We start from the raw sequence: 22,735 nt of genomic DNA, 5'->3' as shown, positions 1-22,735 counted from the left end.
CGAATCATTCTCCGATGCTTCGGAACCCCAGAATCACGCAACTGCGGCGCGAACAAGAAACTTTTGGGTCAGGTTCTTAGAACGCAGCCTGGATTTTTACGCTTTGTTTGGCTACAGATAAAGCGCCTTGCGCCGGAAGCCGTCAATCGTAGCGCCTGACGCCTCGAATGCTCTCGCGTCGCGCGATGAATTTCTTCAATAGGGGGTAGGAAGAAGGCGCGGCTGAATCGGCCTAGCGATGGCTCTGGCTCCAGGTAGAAGGAGCGGCCGATCGCGTCCTCGTTGAACTCGTCGAGGATGATCCACAAGGGTAAGTCGGCGTCGAGGCCAGCGCGGCGCTTTTCGATCTCCGGCACTTGCACTGCGAAGCGTCCGGCCGTTGGCTGCTTGCTGGTGATCGGGAACAAGAGCAACACCTCGCCGCTCGCGCGCGGGACGCGGAATCCGACGGCGACGGGTCGCGGCTTGCGGCCCTCGGTCGAGGCGGCCTCGGCTTCATGTGACCACAAGAACGGATAGCGGATGACGGCGCCAGTCGTGAAGTCGCTAAAAGCTCACGGCTCGTCGGACTCGGCCTCATAGGCCGCGAGCGCCGCCTCGGCGTCGTCGAAAAGATCGTCGGGCATGGTCTCGATCCGATGAGCCTTTCGGCTGTCGGCGCCCGATCTGAGCCGCTGATAGTCCTCATAGCTCAAGAGGACGAGGCGCGGCTTGTTGCGTTGCGTTTTGGTGACGGGGCGACGCAACGCCTCGGCTATTATGTCGCCGGATTTGCGCGAAAGGTCGCTGGTCGAGAAAGTGCCTGGCTCGGACATTTCAGCCTCCAACAATGCTGTAACATACAGCAAATACAACATTGCTGTAAGTCCGCGCCACAAGGACAATGACCATCGCCCTCGTGCTGAGGAGGCGGCGTAGCCGCCGTCTCGAAGCACGAGGGCGAGTTCCAGATGGCAGTGCATGAAGGCTTCCTCGTCCTTCGAGACGCCCGCTGCGCGGGCTCCTCAGGATGAGGAAACCTTCGCCCGATCGCCCTGGCTCTGGCCGGACGTCGCCCGCGACCGGCGCGACCTTAACCGCGCCTTAACCGCGATCGCATATAGGGAAAATCAGCGCGGCGAGGCGAATGAGCGTCCCTGCGCGAGGCGTGCCCCCATGTTCTCCAGCGAGTTCTCCACCGATTTTCAGCGTCTCGTTCTGCCGCGTCTCGCTATTCCGCTGCTCGGCGGATTGCTGCTCGCGGCCGCCCAGGGCGGCGCCCGCGCCGTCGAGGCCCCGAGAAACGTCTATCTGATTTCCGGCCACGAAGGCTATGGCGTCGTCGAATGCATCACGCAGAAGAAGGGTTGCGGGAAGATCGTCGCCGACTCCTGGTGCGAGTCGCATGGTCACGGCCCGGCGGTGGCCTATGGCCGCGCCGACGACGTGACCTCGGCGATCGGCCCGGCCTCGGCGCGCAGGCCCGCGACGGCGGAGGCCGCCGTCGTCTCCTGCAACGACTGAGCACAGGGGGCGGGCCCAGAGTCGTTCCGCGTTTCCAACGCCGAACCGGCGTCCACTTCGGCTGGAAACGCTCTGGGCCCGCCCCTTGGTCATTTCTTCAGGAACTCGCCGCATTGCGCGGCGTCGCCCGCGCCCCAGGGCTGGATCGGCACGCTGGAGGTGGAGTTCTCCGGCGAGCCCTCGATCAGCCGGTCGGAATAGGCCATATAGACCAGCGCGTTGCGCTTGGCGTCGCAGCCGCGCACAATATGCAGGCGCTTCCACAGCGCCGAGCGGCGCTCGCTGAACACCTCGTCGCCCTGTCCGAATTTGTCCTTGAATTTCACCGGCCCATATTGGCGGCAGGCGAGCGAGACGTCGGAGGTCTGCTCCGCCACGCCGAACATTCCCGCGACGCCGCCCTTCTCATGCACGGTGTAATAGCAGGCGACGCCGTCGACTTCCGGGTCGTCGAGCACATAGGTCGCCAATTTATCGTTCGGAGTCAGCAGCTTGAAGTCGGTCGACTTGCGAAAGATCAGATCCGGCCCATCGGCCCATGCGGGAGCGGAGCCTGCTGCGGCGAAAAGTCCCGCGACGGCGAGAGCGGACAGGACCAATTTGGACGGCTTCATAAGTGCGTTCCTCCAGAGCGCCGGGAAATTCCCTCGGCAAATGTCGTGATGCGCCTTGTTCGCGACAAGAAGCTCACGAATATCACGAGCCGATTGATCGGACGGACGATATGCCCGAAATGGTCCCGCGCTCGCCGGTTTCGGATTCGCCTGCTTCCGGCGCCACGCCTTTCGAATCGCGCAATATAGGACCGATGTCGGCCAAACATATCATTCGGCGCGAGCTTTCGCGGAAGAGCGCGCTCGCGCGGGCTTTCGGCGCGCTCGCCCTTTGCGCCGCCGCGCTGCTCGCCTCGCCGGCGATGTCGCAATCGGCCTATTGCGACAATCTGCGCGCGCAGATCGCCGCCGCCGGCAATAATGCGGGCGCCGCGCGTTATCGCGCCGCCGCGGCGACCCAGCAGAGAGAGATCGACCGCACCGTCGCCTATGGCCGTTCGATCGGCTGCGACCGCCAGCAATTCCTGTTCTTCGGCAGCGCGCCGCCGCCGCAATGCGGCGCGATCAACGGCCGCATCGCGCAGATGCGCGCCAATCTCGCCTCGCTCCAGAACAGTTCCGGCGACGGCCAGCGGCAGGCGCTGCAGGCGCGCTTCGATCAGCAATGCCGGCAGATGCGCGTCGTCCCCCGCCAGCGCAACATCTTCGAGGAGCTGTTCGGCGCGCCGGAGGAGGAGCCGCAGCCCGCCCGTGAGTTCCCCGCCCAGGACAGCGACGACAATGGCGGCGAGACGGTGGCGCGCGGCGGATCGATGGCGGTCTGCGTGCGCGCCTGCGACGGCGGCTTCTTCCCGGTCAGCTATTCGGCGCGGCGCGCCAATCTCGCCGATCTCCAAGAACTCTGCCGGGCGCAATGCCCGAATATCGAAGTGACGCTCTACACGCGCTCGCCTTCTCGCGACATAGAGAGCGCCGTATCGATCGACGGCGAGCCCTATTCCGACCACCCGAACGCGCTCAAATTCGCCAAGAGCTACGATCCGGCCTGCTCCTGCCGCCCGGCCGGCCGCAGCTGGGCGGAGGCGCTGGCCGAGGCCGAGCGGCTGCTCGCCGAGCGAAACAAGGGCGATCTCGTCGTCTCGGAGGAAAAGGCGGAGGAGCTGTCGCGGCCGATGGCCGCGCGCGGCGCAGTGTCTCCGAGCCTCCCCTCCCCCGGCCCGGAGGCTGCTCGGCCGGAGAAAAGACCTGCCGAGGTCCGTGAGACGACGCGCGAGATCGTCGGCGCCGACGGCGTGAAGAAGCGCGTGCGCGTCATCGCCCCGACCTTGTGACCTCTCCTCCTCGCGCGCATAGAGCGTTTGCAGCCGAAGCGGACGCCGGTTCGACGTCCGGAAACGCGTCAAAACAAAAGTCTAGGGTCTTTCCGTGTTTTCAATGAAACACGGTAAGACCCTAGAGCGTCCAGGCGAAACCCGAGAGGCCCGGCGGCGTCGCGATAGCGGCAGAAAGAGCCAGGCGGAATTGGCGTCGCCCTGTTTCTGCGAAACATTGTCTCACAGGAAACGTCGACAAAAGCTCACGCCTCCGCCTTCAGCGGCCGCATCAGCAGCGTCTCGATCGCCTGATCGACGCCGATCGCGCCCGACAAAATCGCGTCCACCTGCTCGGCGATGGGCATTTCGACGCCATGCTCCTTCGCCATCGCCACCAGCGCCGCGGCGGTGAAGGCGCCCTCGGCGAGCTTGCCATGGGCGGCGTCGAGCGGCGCCTCGCCTCTCCCCAGGGCCGCGCCCAGCGCGAAATTGCGCGATTGCGCCGAGCCGCAGGTGAGCACGAGATCGCCGAGGCCGGAAAGGCCCATCAGCGTCTCCTGATTGACGCCATAGGCGCGACCGAGGCGCCGCAATTCGGCGAAGCCGCGGGCGATCAGCGCGGCCTGGGCGCTCGCCCCGAGCCCCCTGCCCGCCGCCATGCCGCTCGCTATGGCGAGCACATTCTTCGCCGCGCCGCCGATCTCGACGCCCAGCGCGTCGGTCGAGCGATAGAGGCGGAAGGCGCGCGTCGACAGCAATTCGCAGAGGCGCTTGGCCAGCGCCTCGTTTCGGGCGGCGAGCGTCACCGCCGTCGGCAGGCCGCGGCAGACGTCGGCGGCGAAGCTCGGGCCGGAGAGGATGGCGATCTCGACCTGCGGCAATTCCTCCGCCGCGACCTCGCTCATGAAGCGGCGCGAGCCGCGCTCTATCCCCTTGGAGCAGACAATAAAGGCCGTTCCCGGCGCCAGAATGGCGCGAAAGCGCTTTGCGACCTCGCGCATCGCCTGGGCGGGAACGACGGCGAGGACGACGCGGGAGCCCGCGACGGCCTCGGGCTCGGCGCGCGGCTCGACGCCCGCGGCGAGCGGCAGGCCGGGCAGATAGGCGCCGTTCTCGCGGTCGCGCGCGAGCGCGGCGACATGGGCCGGATCACGTCCCCAGAGCGTGACGCCGCTCCGCCCGGTCGCGGCCACATTGGCGAGCGCCGTGCCCCAGGCGCCGGCGCCCAGAACGGCGATCTTCTCTTCGCTCATCTCGTTCCGATCTTCTGATTGTCCGAACGCGCCCAAAGCCGCTCGAAAGTGTCCTCGAAACGCTCGACCGCGGCCGGGCTCTCGATCAATATGAGGTCATTGTCCTGGAATTCCTCGCCCGAGACGGAAAAGTTGGCCGAGCCGCTGCGCAGCACGCGCCCGTCCACCTGGTAGGATTTCAGATGCATGAGGTCGCGCGAGCGGCCCTTGCGGCGGATTTCCAGATTGGGCGCGGAGGCGATCGCCTCAAGCGCGCCGCCGGCGCGGCCGCGCTCCCCCTCCCCGTCGAGATAGAGGCGCACGCGCACGCCGCGCATGGCCGCGGAGCCGAGCGCCGCGACCAGCGCGCGGTCGGAGAGGACATAGGCCGCCATGTCGATGGTTTTCTTCGCGCCGCCGATGAGGCGCAGATCGATGTCCGCGAAGCCGGGGCGCGGCCCGTAGAAGACGCGGACGCCCACGGCTAGCGGCTCCTGCGACAGCAGGCCGCCCGGCTGCGGCGAGACGGAGACTGTCGCCGCCGCGGCCAGCAACAGCCGCTTCATCCGCCCGGCCTCGGTCGCATCGTCCGGCTCACGCCTTGCCGTGGTGGAGAGGTCCGGCGTTGGCGTCGAGCGGCCAGCGCGGGCGCGCGGCGAAAGTGAGATCGTCGGTCATGCCGCGGGCGAAGCGCTCGAGGCCGGCCCAGGCGACGACGGCGCCATTGTCCGAGCAGAGCGCGGGCGGCGGCGAGACGAAGCGCAGGCCCGTCTCTGCGCAAAGGCGCGTCAAGGCGCGGCGGATCGCGCCATTGGCGCCGACGCCGCCGCCGATGACGAGGCCATTGGGATGGCCGCCCTGCTCGCCGAAGAGGCGCAGCCCCGAGCGCACGCGGTCGACGATGACATCGACGATCGCCGCCTGGAAGGAGGCGGCGAGATCGGCCACGTCGCGCTCGGTCGGCGCGCCGAGCCGCGCGATCTCCTGGCGCACCGCGGTCTTGAGGCCGGAGAGCGAGAAATCCGCCCCCTCGCGGCCGAACATGGGACGCGGAAAATCGAAGCGGGCGGGATCGCCCTCCTCGGCGACGCGCTCGATCTGCGGGCCGCCGGGATAGGGCAGGCCGAGCATTTTGGCGACCTTGTCGAAGGCCTCGCCGGCGGCGTCGTCCACGGTGGAGCCGAGACGGCGATAATCGCCGACGCCCTGCACGGCGACGAGCTGCGTGTGGCCGCCGGAGACGAGCAGCGCGAGATAGGGGAAATCCAGCCGCTCGGTGAGGCGGCCGGTGAGCGCATGGGCCTCGAGGTGATTGACGGCGATGAAGGGCTTGTCGGCGGCGAGCGCCAGCGCCTTGCCCGCGGTGAGCCCGACGAGAATGCCGCCGATGAGCCCCGGCCCGGCCGAGGCCGCGATAGCGTCGACGCCGGCGACATCGGTCCCGGCGACGTCGAGCGCGCGGGCGATGAGGCGGTCGAGCACGTCTATATGGGCGCGCGCGGCGATCTCCGGCACAACGCCGCCATAGGCCGCATGCTGGGCGATCTGGCTCATCACCTCATTGGAGAGAATCTCGCCGCCGTCGCCGCCGATGCGCGAGGCCACGACGGCGACCGCCGTCTCGTCGCAGGTGGTTTCAATGCCGAGAACGCGCATGAACGGGTCCTTGATCGCGGGCGCAGCCGAATCGGCGCGCCCACAAAAGCGAAGAGGGGCTCCAACCTATAGGCGCAGGAGTGGACAAGGCAAATCAGCGGGCGGATGCGCTGCGCTCACTCGGCCGCCAGTTTCACATCCGGCCGAATGGCGTGATACTCGCCGTAGAGCCGCGCGATCTCGGCGCGCGCCTCCAGCACGCCGCGCGCGCGTATGTGGCCGAAGCCGCGGACTTTCTCCGGTATGCGCGCGAGCGCCACCGCCGTCGCGTGATTGGCGGGCGACAGACGCGGTAGAATATCGTCGAGCAGCGTCTCATAATCGGCGAGCATCTTGCGCTCGGCGACGCGATCGCTGTCTGGACGGAAGGGGTCGAAGATGGTGCCGCGCAGGCCTCTCGCGCGCGCGAGCCATTTCAGCACATGGAACATCCATGGGCCGAAAGTGATCTTGCGCGAGCCGCCTATGTCGTTCTTGCGCTGGAAGGCGACGAGATTGGGCGCGAGATGCAGCTCCATGCGCAGATCGCCCTCGAAGATTTCGGCGATCTGGCGCTGGAACGAGCCGTCCGTGTAGAGCCGCGCCACCTCGAACTCGTCCTTGGCCGACATCAGCTTGAACAGGCCGCGCGCCACCGCCTCGGTGAGCTCCTTCGTTCCGGGAACGCGCTCCTTCTCGAGCCGCGCCACGGCGTCGACGCGGGCGCGATAGCGCGCGGCGTAAGCGGCGTTCTGATAATCGGTGAGGAAAGCGACGCGGCGCTCGATCGCTTCTTCCAAAGTGCGCGAGACGTCGCGCGTGGGATTGCGCTCGCGCAATGAGGAGACGACGGAGGTCACGCTCGAAAGATCATGCGCGGCGCGGCGGCCCCAGGCGAAGGCGGAATGATTCATCGCCACCGCCTCGCCGTTCAGCTCTATGGCGCGCAGCAGCGCGGCCTCGGAGAGCGGCAGCAGGCCCTTCTGCCAGGCGTAGCCGAGCATGAACATATTGGCGGCGATGGAGTCGCCGAGGAGCGCCAGCGCCAGCTCCGTCACATCGAGGAAATCGACGCGCTCGCCGGCGGCCTCGCGGATCGCCCGCTCTATGCGCCGGGCCGGCAGCACGAAATCCGGATCGCGCTCGATATCGCCCGGAAAGACTTCCGCGCTGTTGACGACGACATGGCTGCGGGCAGGATCGATCGCCGAGAGAATCTGCTTGCCGCCGGCGACGACGAGATCGCAGCCGAGCACGAGATCGGCCTCGCCCGCCGCTATGCGGATCGCATGGACGTCGCCGCGCGCGCGGCCGATCTTCACATGGCAATAGACCGCCCCGCCCTTTTGCGCGAGGCCGGCCATGTCGATGACGCCGACGCCCTTGCCCTCGAGATGCGCCGCCATGCCGAGAATGGCGCTGACCGTCACGACGCCGGTTCCGCCGATGCCGGCGACGAGCACGCCGTAAGGCGCCACGCCGATCTGCGGCACGGCGGGCTCGGGCGGCGGCGGACATTGCGTCTCGCTCGGCAGCGCGGCTTTCTTCATGCGCGCGCCATGCACGGTGACGAAGCTCGGGCAGAAGCCCTCGAGGCAGGAGAGGTCCTTGTTGCAGCTCGACTGATCGATGCGGCGCTTGCGGCCGAATTCCGTCTCCAGCGGCTGCACCGACACGCAATTGGAGGCGCGGCCGCAATCGCCGCAGCCCTCGCAGACGAGCTCGTTGATGACGACGCGCACGTCGGGGTCTGGATATTCGCCGCGCTTGCGGCCGCGGCGCTTCTCCGTCGCGCAGGTCTGATCGTAGATCAGCACCGTGACGCCCTCGGTCGCGGCGAGCTCGCTCTGCACGCTGTTGATGACGTTGCGGTGATGGATGGCGAGGCCCGGCGGCCAGCGTATGTCGGAGGAATATTTATGCGGCTCGTCCGAGACGAGCGCGATTTTCGCGACGCCTTCCGCCGCCACCTGATGGGCGATGGCCTCGACGGTGAGCTCGCCCTCATGCGCCTGACCGCCGGTCATGGCGACGACGCCGTTGAAGAGAATCTTGAAGGTGATGTTGGTCTTGGTCGCGACCGCGAAGCGGATGGCGAGCGAGCCGGAATGATTGTAGGTGCCGTCGCCGAGATTCTGGAACACATGCTTGCGCGTCGAGAAAGGCGCCTCGCCGATCCAATTCGCCCCTTCGCCGCCCATATGGGTGTAGCCCTCGGTGGAGCGGTCCATCCATTGCGCCATGTAATGGCAGCCGATGCCCGTATAGGCGCGCATCCCCTCGGGCACATGGGTGGATGTCGAGTGCGGGCAGCCGGAGCAAAAATGCGGCACGCGCACGCCGGCGTCGGTCAAGGCCCTGCGCCGCTCCTGCATCTCTTCGAGCCGGCGCACGCGCGCCTCGAGATCGTCGGAGCGAACGTAGTTCAGCAGGCGCCGGCCGATGGCGATGGCGACGTCATTGGCGTCGAGCGAGCCTTTGACGGGGAAGAGCCATTCGCCGACCTCGTCCTTCTTGCCGATGCAGACCGGCTGATGCGACGACCCATAGAGCTCCTCGCGCAGCTGCACCTCGATGAGCGAGCGCTTCTCCTCGACGACGATGACGAGATCGAGCCCGCGCACGAATTCGCGCAAGCCTTGCGGCTCCAGCGGCCAGGGACAGGCGATCTTGTAGAGGCGCAGGCCGTAGTCGTTGGCTTTGACCTCGTCGATGCCGAGATCGTCCATCGCCTGGCGCACGTCGAGATAGGATTTGCCGACGGTGATGACGCCGATTTTCGCGTTCGGCCCGCCGGAGGTGACGATGCGATTGAGGCGATTGGCTCTTATCCAGGCGAGCATGGCGTCGCGCTTGCTCTCCTGCATGCGCTCTTCCTGCGCCAGCACTGGATCGCGCGGACGTATGTTGAGGCCGCCCGGCGGCATCAGAAAATCGAGCGGCGCGACGGGACGCACGCGATCGAGCGAGCCGTCGACGGAGGCGGTCGATTCGACCGTGTCCTTGATGAGCTTCAACCCGACCCAGACGCCGGCGTAGCGCGAGAGCGCAAAGCCCATGAGGCCGTAGTCGACGATCTCCTGCACGCCGGCCGGCGAGAGGATCGGCATCATCACATCGACGAAATGATATTCGGATTGATGCGCCGTGGTGGAGGACTCGGCCGTATGGTCGTCGCCCATCAGCGCCAGCACGCCGCCGCTGCGGGAGGAGCCGGCGAGATTGACATGACGCAGCGCGTCGCCGGAGCGGTCGACGCCCGGTCCCTTGCCGTACCAGACGGAGAAGACGCCGTCATATTTGCCTTCGCCGCGCATCTCGGCCTGCTGCGCGCCCCATATGGCGGTGGCGGCGAGGTCCTCGTTGAGGCCCGGCATGAACAATATGTCGTTCTTGTCGAAGAGCGGCTTGGCGCGATGCAGCTGCGCGTCTATGCCGCCGAGCGGCGAGCCGCGATAGCCGGAGACGAAACCCGCGGTGCGCAAGCCGGCGCGGCGGTCCATCTCCTTCTGCATGAGCAGAAGCCGCACGATCGCCTGCGTGCCGTTGATGAGCACGTGAGTCTTCGAGAGATCGAAACGGTCGGCGAGGGAGACGTCGCCGATGGCGGGGCCGGTTTTGGTGGCGCCGGCGACTACATCCGCCATTCGTATTTTCTCCTCGCTCGGCGCGAAGCCCTCGCGGGGCAAGAGCCCCGCTCGCGCAGGGCCGCGCGACGCCATCGTCTCGGAGAGGGGCGCGGGCCGGCTCTCCACATGAAGCGTTCCCGCTCGAAAGCTCTCGCGCGGATCGCTTCCGAAGGTCATATTGCGGATTTGCGCGTCGGCGAAAAGACTCCCGTCCTCCGCATCCGTGGAAATCCGTATTCCGTCCGCCTCGGCGCGGCCGCTTCCGCCCCGCCTTGTCTTTGCGGCGTCGGGCGTGACATTATACGTCACGACGCGCGACGCCAGCAAGCGAGCCGTCGACGCGATCGAAAACCCTGCGAAACGGGCCGCCCGGCCCTGTTTCCGCCGCCTTCGGCGCCTATGGACGGCGCGCGGAACGCAGGCGATTCGCGAGACGGACACGAGCGCCGCGGCCCCAAAGGCGAGAGCCCCCTATGCCGATGAGATCTGGAATCGCTTCGCTGACGATCGCCGCCGCGCTCGCCGCCGCTGCGCCCGCCGCCGCGCACCCCCATGTCTGGGTCGCCGTGCGCAGCGAGGTGCTGTTCACGCCGGACGGCAAGATCAAGGGCGTGCGCCATTCCTGGACCTTCGACGAAATGTATTCCGCCTTCGCGCTGCAGGGGCTCGGCAAGGACGGCAAGCCGCCGAGCCGCGAGGAGCTCGCGCCGCTCGCCAAAACCAACGCCGAATCTCTCGCCGAATTCGACTATTTCACCTTCGCCAAATATCAGAATGCGAAAGCCGCCTTCGGCCCGCCCGAGGAGGTGTGGCTCGAGGCCGACGACAAACGCATCGTCACCATGCATTTCGTCCTGCCGCTGCAACAGCCCCTGTCGGCGCAAAAGCCCTTCTCCTTCCAGATCTATGACCCGACCTATTTCGTCGCCTTCGATCTCGAGAAGCAAAATCCCGTCGCGCTCGCCGCGGCGCCGGCGGGCTGCTCGACGAGCGTCGTGGAGCCGAAGCCGCTGCTCGCGATCGACACGCAGAAGCTGAACGAAGCTTTCTTCGCCAAAATGTCGCCCGGCGCCGATTTCGGCATGAAGCTCGCGGCGCGCGTCGTCGTGGCCTGTCCGTGAGGGTCTTGTCGCGGGATTGCGCGCTGCTCCTCGCGGCCTTCGCCGCGCTGCTTCTGCTGCAAGATGCGGCGTTGGCGCAGGCCGCGCGCCATCCTTTCGCCGTCGGCCCCTCGGAAGGCCCCATCGGCGCGACAAGCGGCGTCACCGGCCTGCTGCTCGCCTGGCAGAGCAAATTCCACATGGAGCTGCAGAGCGCGGCGAAGGCGCTGAAGACCGATCCGTTCGCCTTCGCGAGCCTGGCGGCGGCGAGTTTCGCCTATGGCGTGTTCCACGCCGCCGGGCCGGGTCATGGCAAGGCGGTGCTCGCCTCCTATATGATCGCCAATGAGACGGCGCTGCGGCGCGGGCTGCTGCTCGCCGGTTTCGCGGCGCTGCTGCAGGGCGCCGTCGCCATCACGCTCGTCGGCGTGGCCGCCGTTCTCTTCGGCGCCACGGCGCAGCGGATGACCGACGCCGCGACTTGGATCGAGACGGCGAGCTACGCCGCCATCGCCGCGCTCGGGGCCCGCCTCGCCTATGTGAAAGGGCGCGCGCTGCTCGCCGCGGCGCGGGAGCCGGCCCTCACGCCGGCCATCGCCGTGGCGCGGGGCGGCGCCTTCGCCTGCGAGGCGGTCGACGATACGAGCCATATCCATGGCCCCGACTGCGGCCATGTTCACGCGATCGACGCCGCGCGCCTCGGCGCCGGCTTTCGCTGGCGGGACGCGCTCGCCGCCGTCGTCGCGGCGGGGCTCCGCCCCTGCTCCGGCGCCATTCTCGTGCTCGTCTTCACTTTGTCGCAGGGCGCGTTCATGGCCGGCGCCGGCGCGACGCTGCTGATGTCGGCCGGCACGGCGGTCACCACCGGCGCCTTGGCGGCGACGGCCGTCTTCGCCAAGGATTTCGCTTCGCGCCTCACGAGGCGCAAGTCGCGACGCGCCGAGCTTCTGCTGCGCTGCGCCGAGCTTCTCGCCTCTCTCCTCGTGCTCGCTTTCGGCGCCGCGCTGCTTCTCGGCGCGCGCATGGGCCCTTCCATGAGCTAGAACGTTCCCAGCCGAAGGGGACGCCGCTTCGGCGCCGGAAACGCGCCCAAAGCCGAGAGTGGTAGCGCGATTGCTGCGCCGCGGCGACGATCTCCCCGCGCGCGGGGCTGCGCTCGCGCCCGCGGCGCGCTATGTTTTCATCAGCGAATTGTCCCTATTCCTGGAGCCGACAGCGGGGCCGCCGTCAGTCGCGCCCACGCCCGGAGTCTCTGAATGACTACCGCCACGCTCACCTCCGATCCCTACGCCGCTCGGCCCTGGGTCGCATCCTATCCGTCCTTCGTCCCCGCCGAGGTCGACCCGAAGAGCTATTCGACGCTCGTCGACATGTTCCGCCAGAGCGTCGTCGAATTTTCCGGCCGCACGGCCCTGGAGAGCTTCGGGGCCGAGCTCACCTACGCCGAATTCGGCCGCGCCTCGCGCGCCATCGCGGCATGGTTGCAATCGCAGGGCATAGCCAAGGGCGACCGCGTCGCCATAATGGCGCCCAATGTGATGGCCTATCCGCCCGCGATCTTCGGGGTGCTGCTCGCCGGCGCGATCGTCGTCAACGTCAATCCGCTCTACACGCCGAAGGAGCTCGCCCATCAGATCGAGGACTCCGGCGCGCGCATGATCTTCGTGCTGGAGAATTTCGCGCATACGGTCGAGGCCGCCTGGCCGTCGATGCGGCTCGAGAAGGCCGTCGTCATCGCCCCCGGCGATCTTCTCGGCCTGCGCGGCCATCTCGTGAATTTCGTCTCGCGCTATGTGAAACGCGCCGTGCGCCGCTTTTCCCTGCCGCAGAGCGTGCGCTTCTCGCGCGTTCTGCGCCTGGGCGCCGAGGCGCCGCTGCGCGACGCCGAGGTCGGCCCCGACGATATCGCCTTTCTGCAATATACGGGCGGGACGACCGGCGTCGCCAAGGGCGCGATGCTGCGGCATCGCAATATCGCGGCCAATGTGGCGCAGTCGGCGGCCTGGCTCGCCCCCTATCTGCCGGAGCCGCGCGATCAGGTGATGGTGACGGCGCTGCCGCTCTACCACATCTTCGGCCTCACCGCCTGCTGCCTGCTGCTCGTGAAGATCGGCGGCTCCTGCCTGCTCATCGCCAATCCGCGCGACATAGCGGGTTTCGTGAAGACGCTGCGCAAATCGCGCTTCACCATGATTTCCGGCGTCAACACGCTCTATGCGGCGCTCGCCAATCATCCGAAATTCTCGCTCGTCGACTTCTCTGATCTCGTCTTCTGCATTTCCGGCGGAATGGCGACGCAGGACGTCGTCGCGCGCAAATGGAAAGAGATCACCGGCCGTCCGATCATAGAGGGCTACGGCCTCTCGGAGACCTCGCCGGTCGTCGCCTGCAACCGGCCCGATCTCGTGGAGTTTTCCGGCTCGATCGGCTATCCCTATCCCTCGACGCAAGTGTCGATCCGCCTGCCGACGGGCGAGCCCGCGCCTTTCGGCGAGCGCGGCGAGCTCTGCGTCAAGGGCCCGCAGGTGATGGCCGGCTACTGGAACAGACCGGAGGAGACCGCCGCGGCGACGACGGAAGACGGCTTCTTCCGCACCGGCGACGTCGCCGTGATGCTGCCCGACGGACAATTGAAGCTCGTCGACCGCCTCAAGGAGGTGATCCTCGTCTCCGGCTTCAACGTCTATCCCAATGAAGTCGAGAATGTGCTGACGCGCCATCCCAAGGTGAAGGAGGCCGCGGTGATCGGTATTCCCGATCCGCATTCGGGCGAGGCGCCGCTCGCCTTCATCGTGCCGCGCGACGCGAATGTCACCGGCGAGGAGCTGCACGACTTCTGCCGCGAGACGCTCACTCACTACAAGGCGCCGCGCCATTTCGAATTTCGCGACAGCCTGCCCAAGACCAATGTCGGCAAGGTTCTGCGCCGCATTCTGAAGGAGGAGTATCTCGCGCGCGGCAAGTAGAGCCGCCTCGCGTTTCCCCTTCTCCCGCCTGCGGGAGAAGGTGTCGCGCGAATGCGCGACGGATGAGGGCGCGTGAACCCTGAGATTCATATTGCGCGCACAGGGCCCTCATCCGACCCGGCTGCGCCGGGCCACCTTCTCCCACGAGTGGGAGAAGGGGCGCGAACCTTCAATGATCAGCGAAAACGATCCGCCGCCTCGTCGATCGCCGAATAGAGAGAATCGAGCTCGCTCGGCTCTATGCAATAGGGCGGCAGAATATAGATCGTATTGCCGAGCGGCCGCAGCAGCAGGCCCCGCGAGACGAAGAATTCATAGAGCGTCGGGCCTATCGTCGCGAGATAGCCCGAGTCCGCGACGCGCAGATCCAGCGCCGCGATCGTGCCGATGCGCCGCGCATCCGAAAAGCGCGCGTCATTCGCGAAGCGGCGCAGCCGCTCCTCCTGCATCGCCGCGAGACGCGCGATGCGGCCGCGCACGTCCTCGCTCTCCCATATGTCGAGATTGGCGAGCGCCGCCGCGCAGGCGATGGGATTGGCGGTGAAGGAGCTCGAGTGAAAGAATGTGCGCGAGCGGTCGGTCGAATAATGCGCCTGAAAAATCTCCGCCGAGCACATTGTGACGGCGAGCGGGACCGATCCTCCCGTGAGCCCTTTCGCATAGCAGGCGATGTCGGGAACGATTCCGGCCTGCTCGCAGGCGAAGAGCGTTCCGGCGCGGCCGAAGCCGGTCATCACCTCATCGGCGACGAAGAGCACGCCATGCGCCGCGCAAATGCGCCGCATCTCGCGCAGCGTATCGGCGCCATAGACGAGCATTCCGCCCGCGCCGAGCACGAGCGGCTCGACGACGAAGGCCGCCGCATCCGCGCCGCGGCAAGCGGCTTCCAGAGCGTCGAGCGTCTGCCGCTCGCGTCCGGCGTAGGGAAAAGGAATGCGCGTCACATCGAACAACAGCGGCTCATAGGCGGCGTTGAAGACGGAGCGCGCGCCGGTCGACATGGCGCCGATCGTGTCGCCGTGATAGCCGTGCTCGAGCGCGATCACGCGGGCGCGCGCGGCGTCGCGATTGCGGAAGAAGCCGAGCGCCATTTTGATCGCGACCTCCACGGAGGTGGAGCCGCTGTCGGAATAGAACACATGATCGAGCCCCGGCGCGGTCAGCGCGACGAGGCGGCGCGCGAGCGCCTCGGCGGGCTCATGCGTGAAGCCCGCGAAGATCACCTGATCGAGCCGATCCGCTTGCGTCTTGATCGCCTGCACGATCTTCGGGTGACGATGGCCGTGGGTGATGACCCACCATGAGGAGATCGCGTCGAGAATGCGGCGGCCATCCGCGCATTCGAGCCAGGCGCCCTCGCCGCGCGTGACGAGAATCGCCTCCCTCTGCAGCGCGTGCTGGGTGAAAGGCCGCCAGACGGGCGAGGTCATTGCCATCTCCTTTAACCGTCGTCATTGCGAGGAGCGAAGCGACGAAGCAATCCAGGAGCCGCCCCGCGACTCTGGATTGCTTCGCTTCGCTCGCAATGACGGAGCGGCGTCATTGCGAATTCGTCCCGGCGAAATCGGAGCGGTGAAAATGCGCGGCGAAAGTCGCGCGCAAATTCTCGGCGTCGAGCGGCGCGACGAAGGGCAGACGGCCGAGCGCGCGCGCGCCGGAGAATTTCGCGATTACTCGCTGCGTCTCCTCATTCTCCTCGCCGATGAAGGCGACGCCGAGGATCGGAATGTCGCGCCGACGCAGGGCCTCGAGCGACAGCAGGCTGTGATTGATCGTTCCGAGCGTGGTGCGCGCGCAGAGAACGACCGGAAGCCGCCAGCGCGCGAGCAGCTCGATCGTCGAGAACGCGTCGGTCAGCGGCGTCATCACTCCGCCGGCCGTCTCGATGACGAGCGGCGCGCGAGGCGGCGGAGAGAGGCGGCCGGGATCGATCTCCACGCCGTCGAGGCGCGCGGAAAGATGCGGCGAGGCCGGAGTTCGGAGGCGATAGGCCTCGGGCAGAAGCCGGTCGGCGGAAAGCCGAGAGAGTCGCGCGACCGCCATCGTGTCCGTCTCGCCCTCGAGGCCGGACTGCACGGGCTTCCAATAAAAGGCGCCGAGCGCGCCGGCGAGGGCGGCGGAGAACACCGTCTTGCCGACATTGGTGTCGGTTCCGGCGACGACGAGGCGCGTCACGGCGGCAGCCTCGCGAGCTCATGCGCGAGATCCTCGACCATGGCGGAAATCTGCGCCTCGCTCACATGCAGAGTGAGGGAGAGGCGCAGCCGCGCCGTTCCTTCCGCCACCGTGGGCGGGCGGATCGCGCGAATGTCATAGCCCTGCGCCTGCATCGCCGCGGCGAGCGCCAGAGCGCGGGCGTTGGAGCCGACGACAATGGGCGCGATTTGCGAAATCGCGGGCGCGAGCCCCGCCGCCTGCAATTCGCGCGCGGCCACGGCGACGCGCGAGCGCAGCGCGGCGCGGCGGCCTTCCGCCTGCTCGACGATCGGCAGAGCGGCGCGAACGCAGGCGGCGACGAGCGGCGACGGCGCGGTGGCGAAGATGAATTGCCGGCAGCGGTTGATCAGAAAATCGCGCAAGATCGAGGGCAGCAGCACGAGGCCGCCGAAGACGCCGAGCGCCTTGCCGCAAGTGTGCAGCGTGACGACAGTCTCGCGCCCCTCGAGCGCGGCGGCGAGGCCGCGTCCGCCGGGGCCGTAGACGCCCGTCGCATGGGCCTCGTCGATGAGGAGGAAGGCGTCGTGACGCGCGGCGATCTCGGCGAGCGAATCGAGCGGCGCGAAATCGCCGTCCATGCTGTAGAGGCTCTCGACGACGATCCAGGGCCGGCCCGTTCCGCCGCCGCGGCGCCATGCGGCGATCTCGTCCGCGAAAGCGTCGGCGTCATTGTGCAGAGCGGCGACCGTCTCCGCGCGCGAGAGGCGCATGCCCTCATGCGCGCTGGCGTGGACGAGCGCGTCATGGACGATGAGATCGCCGCGCTGCGGCAGAGTGGAGAGCAGCGCCTCATTGGCCGAGAAGCCGGCGCCGAAATAGAGCGCGCTTTCGGCGCGGAAGAAGGCCGCCGCCTCGCGCTCCAGCGCCTCATGCTCCTCGTGATTGCCGCGCAGGAGCCGCGAGCCGCCGGCGCCGATGGGAACGCCGCGCGCGAGCGCCGCGGCCGCGGCCTCGCGATAATCCTCCGACGCGGCGAGGGCGAGAAAATCATTGGAGGTGAAATCGAGCCCGCGGCGCGGCGCGAGCGCGCGCAGCCGGTCCTGCGCGGCGAAACTCGCGAGATCCGCGGCGTAGACGTCGAGCATCCCGCCCTCGCGCTGATCTGTCGTCACGAAATCCTTCCCGAGCGGCCCGGCCGACGCGCCGAGCTCGCGATTTCTTCCTTCACGGCCGCGGCTTTCGTCGCGCCGGAGCGGCGGTTACATAGCCGGCCGGCGGCAGGACGGCAAGGAAGCCCGACAGCAGGCCCGACGCCTCGCTTCTCCGCCGCCTCTCGGCTTGAAATTTGTTCGCGCCAACGCGATCTGAGCAGAAAGAGGATCCCCATGCCCAAGACCGACAGCCGAGCCGAGGCCGAGCCGCCGTCGCCGATCGCATGGCCGCCGCTGCTGCTCCTCGCGGCGATCGCGGGAGGGGCGGCGCTCGACGCGCTGCTGCCGCTCGCCGAAGGCGCCTGGCCGCCGGCCGCGCGCATCGCCGGGGGCCTCATTGTCGCGCTGGCGCTCGCCAACGACCTATGGTGCGCGGCGCTGATGCGCCGGCAGGGCACGACGATAAGGCCCGACCGCGCGGTCTCGAGCCTCGTCACCACGGGCCCATACCGCTGGTCGCGCAATCCGATCTATGTGTCGCATGTGGCGCTGGTCGCAGGGCTAGGCCTCGCGCTCGGATCGGCTTGGATGCTCCTGCTCACGCCCGCGCTGGCGTTCTCGCTCCAGCGACTGGCCATAGAGCGCGAAGAACGCCATTTGTCGCAGCGATTCGGCGCGGAATTCGACGCCTATGTCGCGAGAACCCGCCGTTGGCTGTAGGCTGACGCGCGAGAGGAGCGAATCCGCATGAACGACGTCTCGACTCGCGCCCGCCCGCCCGCCGTGGAGGCCACGCATCTTTCCTTCGGCGTGCGCGGCATGACCTGCGCCTCCTGCGTGTCGCATGTCGAAAAGGCGCTGCGCGGCGCGCCCGGCGTGCTCTCGGCCTCGGTCAATCTGGCGACCGAGCGCGCCGATGTCGCGCTCGCGCCCGGCGCCGATCTCGCGCGCATCGCCCGAGCCGTCGAGGAGGCCGGCTATGAGGCGGGCGTCGAGACGATCGAATTCGGCGTCGGCGGCATGACTTGCGCGTCATGTGTCGCCCATGTCGAAAAGGCGCTGCGCGCCGTGCCGGGCGTGATCGCCGCCGAGGTCAATCTCGCGACCGAGCGGGCGCGCGTGCGGGCGCTCGGCGGCGGCGAGACGGCCGAGGCGCTGCGCCGCGCCGTCGCCGAGGCCGGCTATGAGCCGCGCGAGCTGGAGACGGGAGCCAGAGCCGCCGATCACGAGAGGGAGGCGCGCGAGCGGGAGGCGGCGTCGCTGCGACGGCGCCTCTTCGTCGCGGCGGCGCTGAGCGCGCCGGTCGTCATCCTCGAGATGGGCGCGCATACGATCCCGGGGCTCGGCGATTGGATCATGGCCAATATGGGCCACGAGACGACGCTCTATATCTCCTTCGCGCTGGCGACGCTGGTTCTCGCGGGGCCGGGCCGCGCCTTCTACGAGAAGGGCTTTCCCTCGCTCTGGCGCGGCCATCCTGATATGAATTCGCTCGTCGCCATCGGCACGATGAGCGCCTATCTCTATTCGGTCGCCGCCACTTTCGCGCCAGGCACGCTGCCGCAGGGGGCCGCGGACGCCTATTACGAATCCGCCGTCGTCATCGTGACGCTGATCCTGTTCGGCCGCGCGCTGGAGGCGCGCGCCAAGGGCAGAACCTCGGAAGCGATCCGCGCGCTCGCCGCGCTGCAGCCCAAGACCGCGCGCCTGCTGCGCGGCGGGGAGCGGATCGAGCTGCCGATCGGGGATGTCGTCATCGGCGACCTCGTCGAGGTGCGGCCAGGCGAGCGCATCGCGACGGATGGAGTGGTCGTCGACGGCGCCTCTCATGTCGACGAATCCATGATCACCGGCGAGCCCGCCCCCGTGGGCAAGCGCAAGGGCTCGGAAGTCACCGGCGCCACGGTGAACACGACCGGCGCCTTCACCTTTCGCGCGACGCGCGTCGGCGCCGACACTGTGCTCGCCGGCGTCATTCGCATGGTGGAGCAGGCGCAGGGCGCGAAGCTGCCGATCCAGGCGCTGGTCGACCGCGTGACCGGCGTCTTCGTGCCCGCTGTCCTGGCCATCGCCTTCGCGACTTTCGTCGCCTGGCTCGCCCTCGGCCCGCAGCGCGACGCGTCTTACGCGCTGGTGACGGCGGTGGCGGTGCTCATCATCGCCTGCCCCTGCGCCATGGGGCTCGCGACTCCCGCCGCCATCATGACCGGCACGGGCCGCGCGGCGGAGCTCGGCATTTTGTTTCGCAAGGGCGAGGCGTTGCAGAGCCTGCGCGACGTCACGCTGATCGCCTTCGACAAGACCGGCACGCTCACCCGCGGCAAGCCGGAGCTCACCGATCTCGAAGCCGCGCCCGGTTTCGAAGCCGGTGAGGCGCTGCGGCTCGCCGCGAGCGTCGAAGCGCGCTCGGAGCATCCGATCGCCATCGCGCTGGTCGCCGCCGCGAAGGCGCGCGGCCTCGTCCTCGTCGAGGCGCGGGACTTCGCGGCGACGCCCGGAATGGGTGTCCGGGCGAGCGCCGAGGGGCGAAAGATCGCCGTCGGCGCCGCCCGTTTCATGCGCGCGCGCGGCCTCGACACGGGGGCTTTCGAGACGGTGGCGGCGCGGCTCGCGGCGGAAGGCAAGACGCCGCTCTATGTCGCGATCGACGGAACGCTCGCCGCCATACTCTGCGTCGCCGACGCGCTCGAGGAGACGAGCGTCGCGGCGGTCGCGGCGCTGCACGCCCAAGGCGTCGCGACGGCGATGATCACCGGCGACGACGAGCGCGCCGCGCGCGCCATAGCGGCGAAGCTCGGCATAGACGAGGTCGTCGCCGGCGTGCTGCCGGAAGGCAAGGTCGCCGCGCTCGAGCGCCTGCGCAACGGCCGCATGGTCGCCTTTGTCGGGGACGGGGTGAATGACGCGCCGGCGCTCGCCGCCGCCGATGTCGGCATTGCGATCGGCACGGGAACCGACATAGCGATCGAGGCCGCCGATGTCGTGCTGATGTCCGGCCATGTCTCCAAAGTGCCGGCCGCGCTCGCCCTCTCGCGCGCGACGATGCGCAATATCGCGCAGAATCTCTTCTGGGCCTTCGCCTATAATGTGGTTCTGATTCCCGTGGCGGCGGGCGCGCTCTATCCTGTCAATGGAATGTTGCTCTCGCCCATGCTGGCCGCCGGCGCCATGGCCTTTTCCAGCGTTTTCGTGCTGACGAACGCGCTGAGGCTGAGACGCTTTCGCCCGCCGGGGGAGTCGAGCGCAACGGCAAAGGCGCAGGAGAGCGCGCCCGTAGGCTCGCCTTCGAGCATCGAAGAAGAGGAAAGACCGATGACGACGACTTTCGACGTTCAGGAAATGTCCTGCGGCAAATGCGTGAAGCATGTGACCGAGGCGGTGCAGAAGGCGGAGCCGCAAGCGCAGGTGAAGATCGATCTCGCCACGGGCAAGGTGGAGGTCTCGCCTTCGCCAGAGGATCCGGAAGCCCTCGCCAGGATCATCACCGAGGCCGGCTATCCGGCCCGCGTCGCGGCCTGAGCGCGCCACCATGGCGGGATCGCTCGCAGGCAAGACGCTGTTCATCACCGGCGCGAGCCGCGGCATCGGCCTCGCCATAGCGGAGCGCGCCGCGCGCGACGGCGCCAATGTGGCGATCGTCGCCAAGAGCGTCATCGAACATCCGAAGCTGCCGGGGACCGTCTACACGGCCGCCGCGGCGATAGAGAAAGCCGGCGGGCGGGCGCTCGCCCTGCCCTGCGACATTCGCTTCGACGCGCAAGTGCAGGAGGCTTTCGACAAGGCTGCGGCGATCTTCGGCGGCGTCGATATTCTCGTCAATAATGCGAGCGCGATCGATCTGCGCAGCGTCGAAGCCATAGAGATGAAGCGATTCGATCTGATGCATCAGATCAATGCGCGCGGAACATTCCTCTGCGCCAAGCTCGCCCTGCCCTATCTGAAAAAATCCGACAATCCCCATATTCTCACTCTGTCGCCGCCGCTCGACATGAACCCGCGCTGGTTCGCTCCCAATCTCGCCTATACGATGGCGAAATACGGCATGAGCCTCGTCACGCTCGGCCTCGCGCGCGAGCTCGCTGGGAAAGTCGCGGTGAACTCGCTCTGGCCGGAGACGGCCATCGCCACCGCCGCGATCGGCAATCTTCTGGGCGGCGAGGCCGCGCTGCGGCGCGCGCGCAAGCCTCAGATCGTCGCCGACGCCGCCCATGCGATATTGACGCGCGACGCGCGCGCCTGCACCGGCAATTTCTTCATCGACGTGAATGTGCTGGCGCAAGAAGGCGTGACCGATTTCACGCGCTACGCGGTCGACCCGAGCGCGCCGGCGATATTGGATTTCTTCCTCGACGCGCCGATCACCGCCGGCGTTCAGAAAATCCCCTTCGGCGGCGCCTAGAGTCTTTCCATGTTTCATTGAAACATGGAAAGACTCTAGGCTTTTGACGGGTCTCCGACGCCGAACCGGCATCCACTTCGGCTGGAAGCGCTTTAAAGCGCGACCGTTCAGGCGAGGGAGGAAAAACCCGAATAGAGCGTGTAGAGGCCGACGACAAAGATCAGCGCGCTCGAGAAATAGGGCGCCTTGGCGGCGATCTCCTCGAAGCCGGACCAGCGATTCGACGCATGGCGCACGGCATGGCGCACGCCGAGCGCGGCGGCGACGCCGACGGCGACCATGGTCAGAGCAAGGCCGATGCTGAAGCACAGAACCAGCGCGGCGCCGAGCGTCAATTCGCCGAGCTGCAGGCAGAGCAGGAGCACGGTGATCGAGGCCGGGCAAGGGATCAGCCCGCCGGTGAGGCCGAACAGAATAATCTGCCCTGTCGTCACATGCCGATTGGCGAAGCGCCGCCGAATATCTTCCGCATGGGCGCGCTCATGCGCGTCCATCGTCTCTTCGTCGAGCGCGAGCAGGGAATTCTCAGATTCGGTATGGTCATGCGCTTGATGGCGATGCGCGTGATCATGGTCATGCGCATGAGAGTGATCGTGCGCATGATCGTGACCATGCTCGCGCGGCCGGCGGTCCCGCCGGACGCGCCATGTCATCCAGGCGGCGACGCAGAGGATCAGCGCGCCCGAGGCGATCTGCAGATAGGGCTCGTTGGCCTCCGCATTCCAATGGGAGCCGAAATAGAGCCCGGCGAGCGCCACGATCCAGACGATCGCCGTATGGGAAATCGTCGCCGAGACGCCGAGCAGAGCCGCCTGACCGACCGTGCCGCGCACGGCGACGATGAAGGCCGCCATCATTGTCTTGGAATGGCCGGGCTCGAGCCCGTGCAGTGCGCCGAGCGCCACCGCCGTCGGCGCGAACAGCCAAGCGTTGGCCGCGCCGTCCCGAAACAGATCCGCGATGTTCGCCATGCGACCTCAATTCCCCGCCCCCGGGCGCATATACTTATTTTTGGCCCGGCGGTTAAGGGCCTGCCCCGCGGCTGCGACGCTTTTGCCGCGGTAAGGATGAATAGAAAATTGTCCATATTCGCCAT

At 67.7% G+C, this 22,735-nt stretch carries 19 protein-coding genes; 8 read left to right on the top strand and 11 right to left on the bottom strand.

Annotated elements, in window-relative coordinates; genetic code table 11:
• Positions 1-68 precede the first annotated feature (68 nt).
• Both Mspo_RS14955 and Mspo_RS14950 read right to left on the bottom strand, forming a co-directional pair.
• A complete protein-coding gene (locus tag Mspo_RS14955) occupies positions 69-407 on the bottom strand; it encodes a hypothetical protein (RefSeq protein WP_244613468.1) in 339 nt (112 codons plus the stop codon).
• A gap of 147 nt (positions 408-554) precedes the next feature.
• A complete protein-coding gene (locus tag Mspo_RS14950) occupies positions 555-815 on the bottom strand; it encodes a type II toxin-antitoxin system prevent-host-death family antitoxin (protein ID WP_159731093.1) in 261 nt (86 codons plus the stop codon).
• A gap of 340 nt (positions 816-1,155) precedes the next feature.
• Here Mspo_RS14950 and Mspo_RS14945 point away from each other — a divergent pair, with 340 nt between their 5' ends.
• A complete protein-coding gene (locus Mspo_RS14945) occupies positions 1,156-1,503 on the top strand; it encodes a hypothetical protein (protein WP_159731092.1) in 348 nt (115 codons plus the stop codon).
• Between the two features lie 89 nt (positions 1,504-1,592).
• Here Mspo_RS14945 and Mspo_RS14940 read toward each other — a convergent pair whose 3' ends face one another.
• Entirely contained in the window at positions 1,593-2,117 is a 525-nt protein-coding gene (locus Mspo_RS14940; RefSeq protein WP_159731090.1) for a CreA family protein, read from the bottom strand.
• Positions 2,118-2,311: 194 nt separating this feature from the next.
• On the opposite strand from Mspo_RS14940, the gene Mspo_RS14935 reads away from it, so the two are divergent.
• On the top strand, positions 2,312-3,388 hold the full coding sequence (locus Mspo_RS14935) for a DUF2865 domain-containing protein (RefSeq protein ID WP_244613467.1): 1,077 nt from the start codon (positions 2,312-2,314) through the stop codon (positions 3,386-3,388).
• A 245-nt stretch (positions 3,389-3,633) separates the two neighbouring features.
• Here the strand turns inward: Mspo_RS14935 and Mspo_RS14930 are convergent, their stop codons facing one another.
• From Mspo_RS14930 to Mspo_RS14915, 4 genes are all read right to left on the bottom strand, one after another.
• A complete protein-coding gene (locus tag Mspo_RS14930; protein WP_159731086.1) occupies positions 3,634-4,623 on the bottom strand; it encodes an NAD(P)H-dependent glycerol-3-phosphate dehydrogenase in 990 nt (329 codons plus the stop codon).
• Positions 4,620-5,168: a phospholipase D-like domain-containing protein gene (locus Mspo_RS14925; protein WP_159731084.1), complete on the bottom strand. Its 549-nt coding sequence runs from the start codon at positions 5,166-5,168 to the stop codon at positions 4,620-4,622. The genes Mspo_RS14930 and Mspo_RS14925 overlap by 4 nt, the downstream gene beginning before the upstream one ends.
• 28 nt (positions 5,169-5,196) lie before the next feature.
• On the bottom strand, positions 5,197-6,258 hold the full coding sequence (tsaD, locus tag Mspo_RS14920; RefSeq protein ID WP_159731082.1) for a tRNA (adenosine(37)-N6)-threonylcarbamoyltransferase complex transferase subunit TsaD: 1,062 nt from the start codon (positions 6,256-6,258) through the stop codon (positions 5,197-5,199).
• Positions 6,259-6,374: 116 nt separating this feature from the next.
• The gene (locus Mspo_RS14915) at positions 6,375-9,884 is read right to left on the bottom strand and encodes an indolepyruvate ferredoxin oxidoreductase family protein (RefSeq protein ID WP_159731080.1); all 3,510 of its coding nucleotides are present in this window, start codon (positions 9,882-9,884) and stop codon (positions 6,375-6,377) included.
• A gap of 455 nt (positions 9,885-10,339) precedes the next feature.
• Here Mspo_RS14915 and Mspo_RS14910 point away from each other — a divergent pair, with 455 nt between their 5' ends.
• From Mspo_RS14910 to Mspo_RS14900, 3 genes are all read left to right on the top strand, one after another.
• Complete coding sequence (locus Mspo_RS14910; RefSeq protein WP_244613466.1) at positions 10,340-10,987, top strand: DUF1007 family protein; 648 nt, start codon at positions 10,340-10,342, stop codon at positions 10,985-10,987.
• A complete protein-coding gene (locus Mspo_RS14905; RefSeq protein WP_244613465.1) occupies positions 10,984-12,009 on the top strand; it encodes a nickel/cobalt transporter in 1,026 nt (341 codons plus the stop codon). Before Mspo_RS14910 ends, Mspo_RS14905 begins: the two co-directional genes overlap by 4 nt.
• A 213-nt stretch (positions 12,010-12,222) precedes the next feature.
• Positions 12,223-13,932, top strand: a complete 1,710-nt coding sequence (locus Mspo_RS14900) for an AMP-binding protein (RefSeq protein WP_159731078.1) — start codon at positions 12,223-12,225, stop codon at positions 13,930-13,932.
• A gap of 176 nt (positions 13,933-14,108) precedes the next feature.
• Here Mspo_RS14900 and Mspo_RS14895 read toward each other — a convergent pair whose 3' ends face one another.
• The 3 genes from Mspo_RS14895 to Mspo_RS14885 all read right to left on the bottom strand — a co-directional run bounded on the left by Mspo_RS14895 (position 14,109) and on the right by Mspo_RS14885 (position 17,234).
• Positions 14,109-15,368 carry an adenosylmethionine--8-amino-7-oxononanoate transaminase gene (locus Mspo_RS14895; RefSeq protein ID WP_159731076.1) on the bottom strand — a complete coding sequence of 420 codons (1,260 nt, stop codon included), beginning with the start codon at positions 15,366-15,368 and terminating at the stop codon, positions 14,109-14,111.
• A gap of 103 nt (positions 15,369-15,471) precedes the next feature.
• A complete protein-coding gene (gene bioD / locus Mspo_RS14890) occupies positions 15,472-16,107 on the bottom strand; it encodes a dethiobiotin synthase (RefSeq protein ID WP_159731074.1) in 636 nt (211 codons plus the stop codon).
• Positions 16,104-17,234, bottom strand: a complete 1,131-nt coding sequence (locus Mspo_RS14885) for an 8-amino-7-oxononanoate synthase (RefSeq protein WP_159731099.1) — start codon at positions 17,232-17,234, stop codon at positions 16,104-16,106. The genes bioD and Mspo_RS14885 overlap by 4 nt, the downstream gene beginning before the upstream one ends.
• A 240-nt stretch (positions 17,235-17,474) precedes the next feature.
• Here Mspo_RS14885 and Mspo_RS14880 point away from each other — a divergent pair, with 240 nt between their 5' ends.
• From Mspo_RS14880 to Mspo_RS14870, 3 genes are read left to right on the top strand one after another with little or no spacing between them, the layout of a single operon-like run.
• A complete protein-coding gene (locus tag Mspo_RS14880) occupies positions 17,475-17,960 on the top strand; it encodes an isoprenylcysteine carboxylmethyltransferase family protein (protein WP_159731072.1) in 486 nt (161 codons plus the stop codon).
• A 27-nt stretch (positions 17,961-17,987) separates the two neighbouring features.
• Entirely contained in the window at positions 17,988-20,759 is a 2,772-nt protein-coding gene (locus Mspo_RS14875; RefSeq protein ID WP_159731070.1) for a heavy metal translocating P-type ATPase, read from the top strand.
• A gap of 10 nt (positions 20,760-20,769) precedes the next feature.
• Entirely contained in the window at positions 20,770-21,639 is an 870-nt protein-coding gene (locus Mspo_RS14870; RefSeq protein WP_159731068.1) for an NAD(P)-dependent oxidoreductase, read from the top strand.
• A 107-nt stretch (positions 21,640-21,746) separates the two neighbouring features.
• Here the strand turns inward: Mspo_RS14870 and Mspo_RS14865 are convergent, their stop codons facing one another.
• Positions 21,747-22,610, bottom strand: coding sequence for a nickel/cobalt efflux transporter (locus Mspo_RS14865; protein ID WP_159731066.1), 864 nt, complete (start codon positions 22,608-22,610; stop codon positions 21,747-21,749).
• Positions 22,611-22,735: the final 125 nt, after the last annotated feature.

It is taken from the genome of Methylosinus sp. Ce-a6 (genome assembly GCF_009811655.1).
In the GTDB taxonomy this organism is placed as follows: domain Bacteria; phylum Pseudomonadota; class Alphaproteobacteria; order Rhizobiales; family Beijerinckiaceae; genus Methylosinus.
The sequence above is the reverse complement of the archived record's forward strand: the minus strand, read 5'-3'. Positions and strand labels throughout refer to the sequence as shown.

What these genes read in the sequence shown, in the direction of transcription:
- tsaD (WP_159731082.1), bottom strand. Translation starts at nt 6,258, where the DNA reads ATGCGCGTTCTCGGCATTGAAACCACCTGCGACGAGACGGCGGTCGCC.
- Mspo_RS14945 (WP_159731092.1), top strand. Translation starts at nt 1,156, where the DNA reads ATGTTCTCCAGCGAGTTCTCCACCGATTTTCAGCGTCTCGTTCTGCCG.
- Mspo_RS14910 (WP_244613466.1), top strand. Translation starts at nt 10,340, where the DNA reads ATGCCGATGAGATCTGGAATCGCTTCGCTGACGATCGCCGCCGCGCTC.
- Mspo_RS14935 (WP_244613467.1), top strand. Translation starts at nt 2,312, where the DNA reads ATGTCGGCCAAACATATCATTCGGCGCGAGCTTTCGCGGAAGAGCGCG.
- Mspo_RS14870 (WP_159731068.1), top strand. Translation starts at nt 20,770, where the DNA reads ATGGCGGGATCGCTCGCAGGCAAGACGCTGTTCATCACCGGCGCGAGC.
- Mspo_RS14950 (WP_159731093.1), bottom strand. Translation starts at nt 815, where the DNA reads ATGTCCGAGCCAGGCACTTTCTCGACCAGCGACCTTTCGCGCAAATCC.
- Mspo_RS14900 (WP_159731078.1), top strand. Translation starts at nt 12,223, where the DNA reads ATGACTACCGCCACGCTCACCTCCGATCCCTACGCCGCTCGGCCCTGG.
- Mspo_RS14875 (WP_159731070.1), top strand. Translation starts at nt 17,988, where the DNA reads ATGAACGACGTCTCGACTCGCGCCCGCCCGCCCGCCGTGGAGGCCACG.
- Mspo_RS14940 (WP_159731090.1), bottom strand. Translation starts at nt 2,117, where the DNA reads ATGAAGCCGTCCAAATTGGTCCTGTCCGCTCTCGCCGTCGCGGGACTT.
- Mspo_RS14925 (WP_159731084.1), bottom strand. Translation starts at nt 5,168, where the DNA reads ATGAAGCGGCTGTTGCTGGCCGCGGCGGCGACAGTCTCCGTCTCGCCG.
- Mspo_RS14865 (WP_159731066.1), bottom strand. Translation starts at nt 22,610, where the DNA reads ATGGCGAACATCGCGGATCTGTTTCGGGACGGCGCGGCCAACGCTTGG.
- Mspo_RS14880 (WP_159731072.1), top strand. Translation starts at nt 17,475, where the DNA reads ATGCCCAAGACCGACAGCCGAGCCGAGGCCGAGCCGCCGTCGCCGATC.
- Mspo_RS14895 (WP_159731076.1), bottom strand. Translation starts at nt 15,368, where the DNA reads ATGGCAATGACCTCGCCCGTCTGGCGGCCTTTCACCCAGCACGCGCTG.
- Mspo_RS14885 (WP_159731099.1), bottom strand. Translation starts at nt 17,234, where the DNA reads ATGCTCGACGTCTACGCCGCGGATCTCGCGAGTTTCGCCGCGCAGGAC.
- Mspo_RS14915 (WP_159731080.1), bottom strand. Translation starts at nt 9,884, where the DNA reads ATGGCGGATGTAGTCGCCGGCGCCACCAAAACCGGCCCCGCCATCGGC.
- Mspo_RS14930 (WP_159731086.1), bottom strand. Translation starts at nt 4,623, where the DNA reads ATGAGCGAAGAGAAGATCGCCGTTCTGGGCGCCGGCGCCTGGGGCACG.